Here is a 13,073-nt window from a genome sequence, read left to right as displayed (position 1 = left end):
CATTACCGGGGTTGCAATGAGCTTTCTCAAAGTTTCACAGGCAACAGTTCTGTAATTTTGAGTAACATAGCCACCTAACTATCTGAACATCTCCGGCTGGAGGTGGACTATATGTATAGATCTGAACGTCCCAACCACCTGAAGGAGCACTCCCATGTCCTGGTCCAAACCTGCTTACACCGACCTGCGTATCGGCTTTGAAGTCACCATGTACTTCGCCAGCCGCTAAGCTTTTTTCGCGGTATAGCGCCTCGGTCCACCGAGGCGTTTTTATTTTCGGATTGAAATGACGGAGCGGCCATGTTTGTCCAGATTCTAGGTTCCGCCGCCGGCGGTGGTTTCCCCCAGTGGAACTGCAACTGCGCAAACTGTGCTGGCTTTCGCGACGGCAGCTTGAAGGCAACCGCGCGCACCCAGTCGTCCATCGCGATTTCCGATGACGGCGTGAACTGGGTCCTGTGCAACGCCTCGCCAGACATCCGCGCCCAGCTCCAGAGCTTCGCGCCGATGCAACCGGGCCGCGCACTGCGTGACACGGGCATCAGCGCAGTCATCCTGATGGACAGCCAGATCGACCACACCACCGGCCTGCTCAGCTTGCGCGAAGGCTGCCCGCATCAGGTCTGGTGCACGGACATGGTCCATGAAGACCTGAGTACCGGTTTCCCGCTGTTCACCATGCTGACCCACTGGAACGGTGGGCTGAGCTGGAACCGCATCGAGCTCGAACAGAGCTTCACCATCGCGTCGAGTCCGAACCTGCGCTTCACCCCATTGCCGTTGCGCAGCGCCGCGCCGCCTTACTCGCCACACCGCTTCGATCCGCACCCGGGCGACAACATCGGCTTGATCGTCGAGGACCTGAACACCGGCGGCAAGTTGTTCTATGCGCCAGGCCTGGGCAAGGTCGATGCAGCGTTGCTGGAGATCATGGCTGACAGTGACTGCCTGCTGGTGGATGGCACGATGTGGGATGACGACGAAATGCAGCGTCGCGGCGTGGGCACTCGCACCGGTCGGGAAATGGGCCATCTGGCGCAGAACGGCCCGGGTGGAATGCTCGAAGTTCTGGAACAACTGCCAGAGCCGCGCAAGGTGCTTATCCACATCAACAACACCAACCCGATTCTGGATGAGGATTCGCCGGAGCGGGCGGAGCTGGTGCGGCGTGGGGTTGAAGTGGCTTATGACGGTATGAGTATTGTGTTGTAGCTGCTGGCGTCATCGCGGGCAAGCCTTGCTCCCACAGGTGCCACACTGCCTGTGGGAGCTAGAACCACTCAACCTGTGGGAGCAAGGCTTGCCCGCGATGACTCCAGACCAGACACAACAGAACCCACCGGTTGTACCCGGAGACCCGAAATGACTGACACCCCGCTGTCCCCCACAGAATTCGAAGCCGCCCTGCGCGCCAAAGGCGCCTACTACCACATTTACCACCCCTACCACGTGGCGATGTACGAAGGCCGGGCGACCCGCGAGCAAATCCAGGGCTGGGTCGCCAACCGCTTCTACTATCAGGTGAACATCCCCCTGAAAGACGCGGCGATCCTCGCCAACTGCCCGGACCGCGAAATCCGCCGCGAGTGGATTCAACGCCTGCTCGACCACGACGGCGCGCCCGGTGAAGACGGCGGCATCGAGGCCTGGCTGCGTCTGGGCCAGGCCGTTGGCCTCGACCCCGACCAACTGCGCTCCCAGGAACTGGTTCTGCCCGGCGTGCGTTTCGCCGTCGACGCCTACGTCAACTTCGCCCGCCGGGCCAGCTGGCAGGAGGCCGCCAGCAGCTCGTTGACCGAACTGTTCGCGCCACAGATCCACCAGTCACGCCTCGACAGCTGGCCGCAGCATTACCCGTGGATCGATCCCACCGGCTACGAATACTTCCGCACCCGCCTGGGTCAGGCGCGGCGCGATGTCGAGCATGGGCTGGCGATCACCCTGCAGCACTACACGACGCGGGAGGGCCAGGAGCGCATGCTGGAAATTCTCCAGTTCAAACTGGACATTCTTTGGAGCATGCTCGATGCCATGAGCATGGCCTACGAACTGAACCGACCGCCGTATCACAGCGTGACCGACCAGCGGGTCTGGCATAAAGGAATCACCCTATGAGTTTTGATCGCAGCAAGACCCCCACTTGGCGTCCGGGCTACCGTTTCCAGTACGAACCGGCGCAGAAAGGCCACGTGCTGCTCTACCCCGAAGGCATGATCAAGCTAAATGACAGCGCCGCCTTGATCGGTGGTTTGATCGACGGTGAGCGTGATGTGTCCGCGATCATCGCCGAACTGGACGCGCAGTTCCCCGGCGTGCCCGAGCTCGCTGAAGACATCGAGCAATTCATGGAGGTCGCCCGTGCTCAGCACTGGATCGAACTTGCCTGATCCCCTGTCAGACAAGTTACCGCCCAAACCTGAAATCGGCCTGCCGCTGTGGCTGCTCGCGGAACTGACCTACCGCTGCCCGCTGCAATGCCCCTACTGCTCCAATCCCCTGGATTTCGCCGAGCAAGGCAAAGAGCTGAGCACCGAACAGTGGATCAAGGTGTTTCGCGAAGCGCGGGAAATGGGCGCTGCGCAACTGGGCTTTTCCGGGGGGGAACCGCTGGTCCGCCAGGACCTCGCCGAACTGATCGCCGAAGCGCGCAAACTGGGCTTCTACACCAACCTGATCACCTCGGGCATTGGCCTCACCGAACAAAAGATCAGCGACTTCAAGAAAGCTGGCCTGGACCATATCCAGATCAGCTTCCAGGCCAGCGACGAGCAGGTGAACAACCTGTTGGCCGGCTCGAAAAAAGCCTTCGCGCAGAAACTCGAAATGGCCCGGGCAGTGAAAGCCCATGGTTACCCGATGGTGCTGAACTTCGTAACCCATCGGCACAATATCGACAAGATCGACCGCATCATCGAGCTGTGCATTGCCCTCGAGGCGGATTTCGTCGAACTCGCGACCTGCCAGTTTTACGGTTGGGCTCAGCTCAATCGAGTTGGCCTGTTGCCGACCAGGGAACAGCTGGTCCGCGCCGAACGCGTCACCAACGAATACCGCGCCAAACTGGAAGCCCAAGGGCATCCGTGCAAACTGATCTTTGTCACCCCGGACTACTACGAAGAACGCCCGAAAGCCTGCATGAACGGCTGGGGCAGCATCTTTCTTACAGTCACGCCGGATGGCACCGCACTGCCCTGTCACGGTGCCCGACAGATGCCGGTGCAGTTTCCCAACGTGCGCGATCACAGCATGCAGCACATCTGGTATGACTCGTTCGGCTTCAACCGTTTTCGCGGTTACGACTGGATGCCCGAGCCGTGCCGCTCGTGTGATGAGAAAGAAAAGGACTTCGGCGGCTGTCGCTGCCAGGCCTTCATGCTCACCGGCGACGCGAGTAACGCCGACCCGGTGTGCAGCAAGTCGGAACATCACGGCGTGATCCTCCAGGCCCGCGAAGAAGCCGAGCACGCAACCCAGACCATCGAACAACTGGCCTTTCGCAATGAACGAAACTCACGCCTCATCGCTAAAAGCTGAACCCTTCAGCGCCGCCAAAGCAGTCGCCGCCGGAGTCGACTTCGCCGAGCTGCAGCTCGGGGCGCACGGCCTGTTCTGGAACGAATATCGCCCGGAAGACGGCGCCTGCCGCATCTGGCACTGGCGCGACGGTCAGGCCCACTGCCTGACGCCGAACGGTTTCAGCGTGCGCAGTCGAGTCTACGAATATGGCGGCGGCGCGTTTTGCCTGACCGATGACGGGGTCGTTTTCGTCAACGAGGCCGATCAGCAACTGTATCGGCAATCGCTCACGGACGAAGTGCCAGTGCTGCTGACTGCGGGTGAATGCCGCTATGGCGACCTTAAGTTTGCCAATGGCCAGGTTCTGGCTGTCGAGGAGAACCAGGACCAGCATCGGTTGGTGGCCATCGATGTGGCTGACGGCACTCGTCACCTGTTGGTCGAAGGTGCTGACTTCTACGCTGCGCCGACCGTGAGCCATAACGGCCAGCGCCTGGCGTGGATCGAATGGAGTCGACCGCATCAGCCATGGACCGCAACTCGCCTGATGGTCGCCGAACACGACAGCGATGCCGCTTTCAGCCTAGCGCGCTGCGTAGCGGGTGAAGGTGTTGAAGAATCACTCCAGCAACCTCGATTTGACGACAGCGATCGCCTGTTCTGCCTGACCGATCGCGCCGGTTACTGGCAACCCTGGGCCGAGTCCGATTCAGCATTGCGCCCGCTGTCCGCCGTGGCAGCCGATCATGGGCCAGCACCCTGGCAGCTCGGCGGCTGTACCTGGTTGCCTCTGGGCGCAGACAGCTACCTCGCCAGCTGGACCGAAAACGGCTTTGGCAAGTTGGGCCTGGCCGGTACTCTCGATGAAGATTTCACCGGCGACTACAGTCGCTTTCGCCATCTCGCCATTGATGAGCAATACATCTACTGCATTGCCGCCTCGCCGATCAGCCCATCCGCCGTGATCGCGATCGACCGCTGCAGCCACGCGATCAAGGTGCTGGCGGGAGGCGTAGCGCCGCTGCCGGCCGAACAGATCAGCGTTCCACAGACCTTGCGTTATCCCAGCGGATCGGGCGAAGCCCACGGCTTCTTCTATCCGGCGATGACAGGTGACGCCAAGCCGCCCCTGGTGGTGTTCATCCACGGCGGCCCGACCTCCGCGTGCTATCCGATGCTCGACCCACGAATCCAGTATTGGGCGCAGCGCGGCTTCGCCGTGGCCGATCTGAATTACCGTGGCAGCAGTGGCTATGGCCGGGCATATCGTCAGGCGCTGCATTTGAGCTGGGGCGAGGTCGATGTCGAAGACGCTTGTGCAGTGGTGTCTTATCTGGCCGATAGTGGTTTGATCGACGGTGACCAGGCGTTTATCCGCGGCGGCAGTGCCGGTGGCTACACCACGCTGTGCGCGCTGGCGTTTCACCAGGTGTTCCGCGCCGGCGCCAGCCTTTATGGGGTCAGCGACCCCGTGGCACTTGCCCGCGCGACTCATAAATTCGAAGGCGATTACCTCGATTGGCTGATCGGCGATCCGCTACAGGATGCTGAACGCTACGCCGCACGCACCCCGTTGCTGCATGCGAGCAACATTCAGGTGCCGATGATTTTCTTCCAGGGCGAACTGGATGCCGTAGTCGTACCGCAGCAGACCCGGGATATGGTCAAGGCCTTGCAGGACAATGGCATTCTGGTTGAAGCGCATTATTACCCGGATGAGCGCCACGGCTTTCGCAAGGCGGCCAACCAGGCACATGCGCTGGAACAGGAGTGGTTGTTTTATCAGCGGGTAATGGAGCTGGATATCTGAAAACCGCAGCGTTCGTGGCTCGCCCCCTGTAGGAGCGAGCCTGCTCGCGATAGCAATCTACCCTACACCACCAATCTCAACGCTTGGCGATGATATAAACCGCATGCACGATCCCCGGAATGTAACCGCACAACGTCAGCAGAATGTTCAACCAGAACGCCCCGCCGAATCCAACCTGCAGGAACACGCCCAGTGGCGGCAACAGAATGGCAATGATGATTCGAATGAAATCCATGGGTCAGCTCCTGATTTAAGTCGGCTCCTGTGAGCCACACACCTAATCGACCCGCGCCGCTCGTCAGGGTTCACTACGGACTGCACGCCCGCCCCCTGGCACTTTTCTGCAGACAAAGAAAACCCCGCCGAAGCGGGGCTTTGCAGACTGTTTCCCTGACATCCATTTCGCTCCGCCGTCCTGGCAGAATCCTACGTGTCCGTGTTGTTGCTTTGCGCTTCCTGCGCGACGTCCATGTGAAGTAGATTAGCTCTGGATCCAATTTTCGCCTAGGGCAAATTGGCAGCACGTCATGTAAGCAAATGCTTACATGACGTTACACTCTTAAAACTGTGCCGCGTCCAGCAGGAACAACGACTCGCTGCCAGCCTTTACCGAAGCGCTCAACGAATGAATACGCGGCAGCAGGCGGGCGAAGTAGAAACGCGCGGTGCCCAGCTTGCTCGCATAGAAATCGTCCTGGCTTTCTTTGCCCAATGCAGCCTTGGCCATCAGTGCCCACATGTAGGCGTATGCCACGTAACCAAAGGCTTGCAGGTATTCCACCGACGCCGCACCGATTTCGTGCGGGTTGTTTTTGGCCCGATCCAGCAGCCACGCAGTCAGTTCATCGAGAGTGGTCACCGCGTCGTTCAGCGGCTTGGTGAATTCCGCCAGGTCAGCGCTGGCAGTCGCGGTGAAGTGACGGATCTCGTCGGCGAACAGGTTATAAAACGCCCCGCCAGTGCCAACAATCTTGCGCCCGACCAGGTCCAGCGCCTGAATGCCGTTGGTGCCTTCGTAGATCTGGGTGATACGCACGTCACGCACCAGCTGCTCCTGGCCCCACTCACGAATGTAGCCATGGCCGCCAAACACCTGCTGGCCATGCACGGTCGTTTCCAGACCCAGGTCGGTGAGGAATGCCTTGGCCACTGGCGTCAACAGCGCCACCAGGTCTTCCGCACGCTTGCGCGTAGTTGGGTCTTCGCTGAACTTGGCAGTGTCGAGTTGCATGGCGACGTAAGTGGAGAACGCACGACCGCCTTCGTTCGAGGCTTTCATGGTCAACAGCATGCGACGCACGTCCGGGTGGACGATGATCGGGTCAGCTACTTTGTCCTTGTTCTGCGCGCCAGTCGGCGAACGGCTCTGCAGACGGTCGCGAGCGTACTCGACGGCGTTCTGGTACGAGCGCTCACCAGTTGCCAAGCCCTGGATGCCAACGCCCAGTCGCTCGTAGTTCATCATCGTGAACATCGCGGCCAGGCCCTTATTGGGCTCGCCAACGATGTAGCCAACCGCCTCGTCGAAGTTCATCACGCAGGTCGCGGACGCCTGGATGCCCATCTTGTGTTCGATCGAACCGCAATTGGCCGGGTTACGCGCGCCCAGGCTGCCATCGGCATTGACCATGAACTTGGGCACCAGGAACAACGAGATACCTTTCGGTCCCGCCGGTGCGTCCGGCAGTTTGGCCAGCACCAGGTGGATGATGTTCTCGGTCAGGTCGTGTTCACCGCCCGTGATGAAAATCTTGGTGCCGCTGACTTTGTAGGAACCGTCGGCCTGCGGTTCGGCCTTGGTGCGGATGATCCCCAGGTCAGTACCGGCGTGCGGTTCGGTCAGGCACATGGAGCCTGCCCAGACACCGGCATACATATTTGGCAGGTAGGCAGCTTTCAGCGCTTCGCTGGCGTGGGCGCTGATCGACAGGCAGGCGCCCGCGGTCAACATCGGGTACAGGCCGAACGCCAGGCTGGCCGAGTTGACCATCTCTTCGACTTGCGCCGAGACCGCCTTGGGCATGCCCATGCCGCCGTAGGCCGGATCACCACCGACACCGACCCAACCACCCTCGGCGTAAGTCTGATAAGCCTGTGGGAAACCTGCCGGCGTGGTGACGGCACCGTCCGCCCAATGGCAGCCTTCTTCGTCGGCCGCACGGCTCAGTGGCGCGACACTTTTGCTGGTGACCTTGCCGGCTTCTTCGAGAATGGCTTCCACGGTTTCTGCATCGACGGTGTCGGCCAACGCCGGCAGCTGGGCCCAGAGTTTAGCGACCTCGAACACTTCATTGAGGACGAAGCGCATATCGCGCAGGGGCGCTTTGTAGTCAGCCATGGCAAACCTCGCAGGATCTATACAGTTGAATCACAGAAATGATTTTCGGATGATTCGAGTGTAACCCAACAACTTTTACGACACATAGGGTCAGCACATGACCGTTTTGTAATTTTTAGTCATCGAAAGCAGCCATCGCATACCCCCGTAGGAGCTGCCGAAGGCCGCGATCTTTTAAAATCTACAGCGCAAACAACTCCGCCGGCAACCTCATCAGACAATCACTACCCGCTTCGATAGCCGCCCGATGCGCCCCCGTTCGCGGCAGCAACCGCTTGAAGTAAAACTCACTGGTCGCCAGCTTGCCCCGGCAGTAATCCGCGTCGCCGCTGCCCTCGTCAAGCTGGGCCTGGGCCACCAGGGCCATGCGCAGCCATAGATAACCAAGGATGATGTAACCGCTGTACATCAGGTAGTCCACCGAAGCGGCGCCGACTTCGTCGGGGTTTTTCATCGCAGCCATGCCGACCTGAGTGGTCACCTCACCCCACTGCCGATTCAACTCGTTAAGTTGCGCCACGTAGCTGGACAGCTGCGGATGTGCGGCGTTGGCGGCACAGAACTTGTGCACGACTTTGGTAAAGCCCCGCAGCAGCTTGCCCTGGCTGCCAAGCACTTTGCGCCCCAGCAGGTCCAGCGCCTGGATGCCATTGGTGCCTTCGTAGATCGGCGCTATCCGGCAGTCACGCACCAGCTGCTCCATGCCCCATTCCCGAATAAACCCGTGACCGCCGTACACCTGCATGCCGAGGTTGGTCACTTCCAGGCCGGTATCGGTCATGAACGCCTTGCAGATAGGCGTCAGGAACGCCAGCAAGTCCTCGGCTTCCTGCCGCACCGTTGAATCTGCGCTCAAGTGCGCGGCGTCCAGCAGCTGCGCGGTGAAGTAGGTGAGTGCGCGGTTGCCTTCGTTGAAGGCTTTCATGGTCAGCAGCATGCGCCGCACATCCGGATGCACGATGATCGGATCGGCCGGTTTGTCCGGTGCCTTGGGGCCGGTCAGCGAGCGCATCTGCAGGCGGTCATTGGCGTACTTGATCGCACCCTGGAAGCTCGCCTCCCCCAGACACAGACCCTGCATCCCGGTGCCGAGACGCGCATGGTTCATCATGGTGAACATGCAGTTCAGGCCCTTGTTCGGCTCCCCGATCAGGTAGCCTGTGGCGCCATCGAAATTCAGCACGCAAGTGGCCGAGGCCTTGATGCCCATCTTGTGCTCGATCGAGCCGCAGGAAACGCCGTTGCGCGCGCCCGCGTCGCCGTTAGTATCGGGCAGGAACTTGGGCACGATGAACAGCGAGATGCCTTTGGTACCGGCCGGCGCATCCGGCAGTTTCGCCAACACCAGGTGAATGATGTTGTCGCTGAGGTCGTGCTCGCCGGCCGAGATGAAGATCTTGCTGCCGGAGATCGCATAGCTGCCATCCGCGGCAGGCACGGCGCGGGTCTTGATGATGCCCAGGTCCGTGCCGCAATGAGCTTCGGTCAGGCACATGGTGCCCGTCCACTGGCCGGCGGTCAGTTTGCTCAGGTAGGTGTGTTTCTGTTGTTCGGTGCCATGGGCGTGGATCGCCGACATCGCACCGTGGGTCAGCCCAGGGTACATGCCCCAAGATGTGTTGCTGGAGCCGACCATCTCGCTGATGACCAGCCCCAATGAACTGGGCAAGCCCTGGCCGCCATACGCTGGATCAGCCGCCAGACCATGCCAGCCGCCCTCGACATATTGCGCGAAGGCTTGCTTGAAGCCGGCAGGTGTCGTCACCACGCCATTGTCAAAATGGCAGCCTTCTTCGTCACCGCTGCGATTGAGCGGCGCGAGCACGTTCTCGCAGAATTTCGCGCCTTCTTCGAGGATCGCATTGACCATGTCCGGGCTGGCGTCAGTAGCACCGAGCGCCGCGTAGTTGCTGTGAAAGTCGAACACGTGATCGATCAAAAAGCGCATGTCGCGCAGGGGAGCTTTGTACTCGGGCATGGTCATTTCTCCGGCAGCAGATGACTCAAACCTACCGCCGACGAACCGCCCAGACAATCACAGTGCAGACGCTGAATGCGCCATCATCACTCAATTCGTAGCGGTGTCCATGCGCACCGCGCCGCGACGGTTCTGCCCGAAGGCCACCACGCAGTTGCGCCCGGCACCCTTGGCACTGTAGAGCGCTTCGTCAGCCGACTTGAGCACACGTTCCGGGGTGCGCTGCTCCAGCCGTTCGGCGACACCGATGCTGACAGTCACCGACACGCTTGATGCGGCTGAACCGGCGCGACGCTGGCGCCCTTGCTGATCGTCCTGAGGGCGGCTGTCCGGGTTGCGCAGGTGAATGTTGTAGGTGGCGATGGACTCGCGGATGGCTTCCAGGTGCGGCAAGCACTCCTCGAGGGTTTTCCCGGCGAACACCAGGGCAAACTCTTCTCCGCCATACCGATACGCCCGGCCACCCCCACCGACTTTCGACAGCTTGCTGGCGACCAGCCGCAGCACCTGATCGCCGACATCGTGGCCATAGGTGTCGTTGAATTTCTTGAAGTGATCGACGTCGCTCATCGCCAGCACGTAATTGCGCCCCAGGCGCTGCATACGTTCGTTCAGGGCGCGACGACCAGGCAGCCCGGTGAGCTCGTCGCGAAAAGCCATTTGATAGGCTTCATGCGCCACCGCTGCGGCGATCATCAACATCACCTGGCTGCACATGATGTTGAGGGTGAAGGGCAGGATGAAGGTCTTCGGCAACATCCAGAACAACCCGAGCAAGCCCACCAGTTGCGCGGCGTGCAAGGGCCTGGGATGACGCCAGTACTGCCAGGCCAGCAGCCCGAAGGCCGCGATGAACACCGGGTACGCCAGCTGGATCAGGCTCATCCACTCGCCATGCAGCGCCGGCCAGCGGATTTGCGCCAGCCACATCAGCAACGCCTGGGGATAACTTTGCTCCAGTCCCAATGCGACACTGCCGACCGCCAGCAATACCGCAAAGCGCGCCACCATGTCCTGGAAGAGATGAGTGCGCTCCTGCCAGGCGGCAAACACGCCGAACAGCAACGGCAGCAACAGGCAGCACAAGTGAAAAACCACCGCCGCGTCATCGCGCACCTTGCCGTTGTCGCGGTAGTAATCGGTCTGCGTGTCGAGCAGGTAGTAGGCGATGTACACCGTCAACATCAGGAACAATTCGCGCTGGCGCCGGTAGACCGCGCAGTAGGCACCACCGAGCAGCAGCACCAGGGTTGGCAGCACGTTGAACAGCGAGGTGAAAAAGACGTTGAGGTCCTTGACATACGCAGCCGCAAGCCCCGCCAGCAACAGCAGCAATGAGGGCAGGAAATGACTGAAACGTATTGCGGAAGCACGCGGCAAGGGAGGGTTCCGGCCAGTTTAGAGATGATGTCACTGTGACTTCATCGATGAAAGTCAAACACAGATTCGGCCGACATGTCATATGGCCACCCCCTGTAACGGCCCCGCCTCTACATTTCTTTATGGGAAACATGAAATATTTGTTTGCCGCGAATCACAGACGAAAAAAAACCGCCACACCCAAAGGCGCAGCGGTTTTTTCCAGCAACTTCGCTAAGGCTTAGTAGCCCAGTGCGAAGTTCTCTTCTTTCATGTCCATCAAGTTGTTCGCGCCCGACAGCATGGTCACCACGTGAGTGCGGGTACGCGGCAGGATGCGCTGGAAGTAGAAGCGCGCAGTCTGCAGCTTGGCGGTGTAGAACGCCTCTTCGGAGGTGCCGGCAGCCAGTTTTTCGGCAGCCAGGCGCGCCATGTCAGCCCAGAAATAGGCCAGGCAGGCGTAACCGGAGTACATCAGGTAGTCCACCGAGGCCGCGCCCACTTCTTCGCGGTCCTTCATGGCGGCCATGCCGACTTTCATGGTCAGCTCGCCCCACTCTTTGTTCAGTGCAGCCAACGGGGTGACGAACTCTTGAACAGCTTCGTTGCCTTCGTTGGTCTGGCAGAACTTGTGCACGATCTTGGTGAAGCCTTTCAGAGCCTCGCCTTGGGTCATCAGGACTTTACGGCCCAGCAGGTCGAGTGCCTGGATACCGGTGGTGCCTTCGTACAGCATCGAAATGCGGCTGTCGCGAACGTTCTGCTCCATGCCCCACTCGGCGATGAAGCCGTGGCCGCCGTAAATTTGCACGCCGTGGTTAGCGGATTCGAAACCGACTTCAGTCATGAAGGCTTTGGCGATTGGCGTCATGAACGCCAGCAGCGCGTCGGCTTTTTTCTTCTCTTCTTCGTCCACGCCGTACTTGACGATGTCGACCTGCTTGGCGGTGAAGTAAACCATTGCGCGGTTACCTTCAGCGAAGGCCTTCATGGTCAGCAGCATGCGACGTACATCAGGGTGCACGATGATCGGGTCAGCAGCTTTTTCCGGCGCTTTCGGGCCAGTCAGCGAACGCATTTGCAGGCGATCACGCGCATATTTCAGGCCGCCCTGGAAGCCGATCTCGGCGTGGGCCAGACCTTGCAGTGCGGTGCCCAGACGTGCGGTATTCATAAAGGTGAACATGCAGTTCAGGCCTTTGTTCGCCGGGCCGATCAGGTAACCGGTGGCCGCGTCGAAGTTCATCACGCAGGTAGCGTTGCCGTGGATGCCCATCTTGTGTTCCAGGGAACCGCAGGTCACGGCGTTGCGCGCGCCGACGGTGCCATCTTCGTTCGGCATGAACTTCGGCACGATGAACAGCGAAATGCCTTTGGTGCCAGCAGGTGCGTCCGGCAGACGTGCCAGCACGATGTGGACGATGTTGTCGGCCATGTCGTGTTCACCGGCCGAGATGAAGATCTTGGTGCCGGAGATTTTGTAGGAACCGTCGGCCTGAGGTTCGGCCTTGGTGCGCAGCATGCCCAGGTCGGTACCGCAATGCGGTTCCGTCAGGCACATGGTGCCAGTCCATTCGCCGGACACCAGCTTGGTCAGGTAAGCCTCTTGCTGCTCAGGCGTGCCGTGCTCGGAAATAGTGTTCATCGCGCCATGGGACAGGCCTGGGTACATGCCCCACGACCAGTTGGCTTCGCCGACCATCTCGCTGACTGCCAGACCCAGGGACTCCGGCAGGCCTTGGCCGCCATGCTCGACGTCATGAGCCAGGCTTGGCCAGCCGCCTTCGACGAACTGCTTGTAGGCTTCCTTGAACCCAGTCGGGGTCTTAACGCCGGATTCGCTCCAGGTGCAGCCTTCGGTGTCACCCACGCGGTTCAGCGGAGCCAGCACCTGCTCACAAAACTTGGCGCCTTCTTCGAGAATGGCGTCAACCATGTCCGGAGTTGCGTCTGCGCAAGCCGGAAGGCTCGAATAGTGCGCTTCGTAGCCGAGCAGCTCGTCACGAACGAAGCGAATATCACGCAAGGGGGCCTTGTAGTCAGGCATAGCGATAAACCTCTGCTGATGTAAC

Annotated in this window: 11 protein-coding genes; 6 read left to right on the top strand and 5 right to left on the bottom strand. The window is 60.3% G+C overall.

The genetic code is table 11. The features are described 5' to 3' along the window. Positions 1 to 154 precede the first annotated feature (154 nt). The 6 genes from pqqA to ACYZTK_RS17695 all read left to right on the top strand — a co-directional run bounded on the left by pqqA (position 155) and on the right by ACYZTK_RS17695 (position 5,326). Positions 155 to 229: a pyrroloquinoline quinone precursor peptide PqqA gene (pqqA, locus tag ACYZTK_RS17720; protein WP_009045898.1), complete on the top strand. Its 75-nt coding sequence runs from the start codon at positions 155 to 157 to the stop codon at positions 227 to 229. A gap of 71 nt (positions 230 to 300) precedes the next feature. After that, positions 301 to 1,212 (top strand): pyrroloquinoline quinone biosynthesis protein PqqB, encoded by a 912-nt coding sequence (gene pqqB / locus ACYZTK_RS17715; protein ID WP_462011068.1) that lies wholly within the window; start codon positions 301 to 303, stop codon positions 1,210 to 1,212. 150 nt (positions 1,213 to 1,362) lie between these two features. Then, positions 1,363 to 2,115: a pyrroloquinoline-quinone synthase PqqC gene (gene pqqC / locus ACYZTK_RS17710; protein ID WP_462011067.1), complete on the top strand. Its 753-nt coding sequence runs from the start codon at positions 1,363 to 1,365 to the stop codon at positions 2,113 to 2,115. Continuing rightward, a complete protein-coding gene (pqqD, locus tag ACYZTK_RS17705; protein WP_462011066.1) occupies positions 2,112 to 2,387 on the top strand; it encodes a pyrroloquinoline quinone biosynthesis peptide chaperone PqqD in 276 nt (91 codons plus the stop codon). Before pqqC ends, pqqD begins: the two co-directional genes overlap by 4 nt. 4 nt (positions 2,388 to 2,391) lie before the next feature. Next, positions 2,392 to 3,534, top strand: coding sequence for a pyrroloquinoline quinone biosynthesis protein PqqE (pqqE, locus tag ACYZTK_RS17700; RefSeq protein ID WP_462014926.1), 1,143 nt, complete (start codon positions 2,392 to 2,394; stop codon positions 3,532 to 3,534). Continuing rightward, entirely contained in the window at positions 3,500 to 5,326 is a 1,827-nt protein-coding gene (locus ACYZTK_RS17695; RefSeq protein WP_462011065.1) for a S9 family peptidase, read from the top strand. Before pqqE ends, ACYZTK_RS17695 begins: the two co-directional genes overlap by 35 nt. Positions 5,327 to 5,402: 76 nt before the next feature. Here ACYZTK_RS17695 and ACYZTK_RS17690 read toward each other — a convergent pair whose 3' ends face one another. The 5 genes from ACYZTK_RS17690 to ACYZTK_RS17670 all read right to left on the bottom strand — a co-directional run bounded on the left by ACYZTK_RS17690 (position 5,403) and on the right by ACYZTK_RS17670 (position 13,048). Then, positions 5,403 to 5,561 carry a YqaE/Pmp3 family membrane protein gene (locus tag ACYZTK_RS17690; protein ID WP_003228885.1) on the bottom strand — a complete coding sequence of 53 codons (159 nt, stop codon included), beginning with the start codon at positions 5,559 to 5,561 and terminating at the stop codon, positions 5,403 to 5,405. Between the two features lie 324 nt (positions 5,562 to 5,885). Then, on the bottom strand, positions 5,886 to 7,664 hold the full coding sequence (locus ACYZTK_RS17685) for an acyl-CoA dehydrogenase C-terminal domain-containing protein (protein WP_462011064.1): 1,779 nt from the start codon (positions 7,662 to 7,664) through the stop codon (positions 5,886 to 5,888). A 181-nt stretch (positions 7,665 to 7,845) separates the two neighbouring features. Further along, positions 7,846 to 9,642 carry an acyl-CoA dehydrogenase C-terminal domain-containing protein gene (locus tag ACYZTK_RS17680; protein ID WP_462011063.1) on the bottom strand — a complete coding sequence of 599 codons (1,797 nt, stop codon included), beginning with the start codon at positions 9,640 to 9,642 and terminating at the stop codon, positions 7,846 to 7,848. A 90-nt stretch (positions 9,643 to 9,732) separates the two neighbouring features. Continuing rightward, the gene (locus ACYZTK_RS17675; protein WP_462011062.1) at positions 9,733 to 11,022 is read right to left on the bottom strand and encodes a GGDEF domain-containing protein; all 1,290 of its coding nucleotides are present in this window, start codon (positions 11,020 to 11,022) and stop codon (positions 9,733 to 9,735) included. Positions 11,023 to 11,242: 220 nt separating this feature from the next. Then, positions 11,243 to 13,048 (bottom strand): phenylacyl-CoA dehydrogenase, encoded by a 1,806-nt coding sequence (locus ACYZTK_RS17670; RefSeq protein WP_462011061.1) that lies wholly within the window; start codon positions 13,046 to 13,048, stop codon positions 11,243 to 11,245. Between the last annotated feature and the right edge of the window lie 25 nt (positions 13,049 to 13,073).

It is taken from the genome of Pseudomonas sp. LB3P31, from assembly GCF_054897945.1.
The sequence above is the reverse complement of the archived record's forward strand: the minus strand, read 5'-3'. Positions and strand labels throughout refer to the sequence as shown.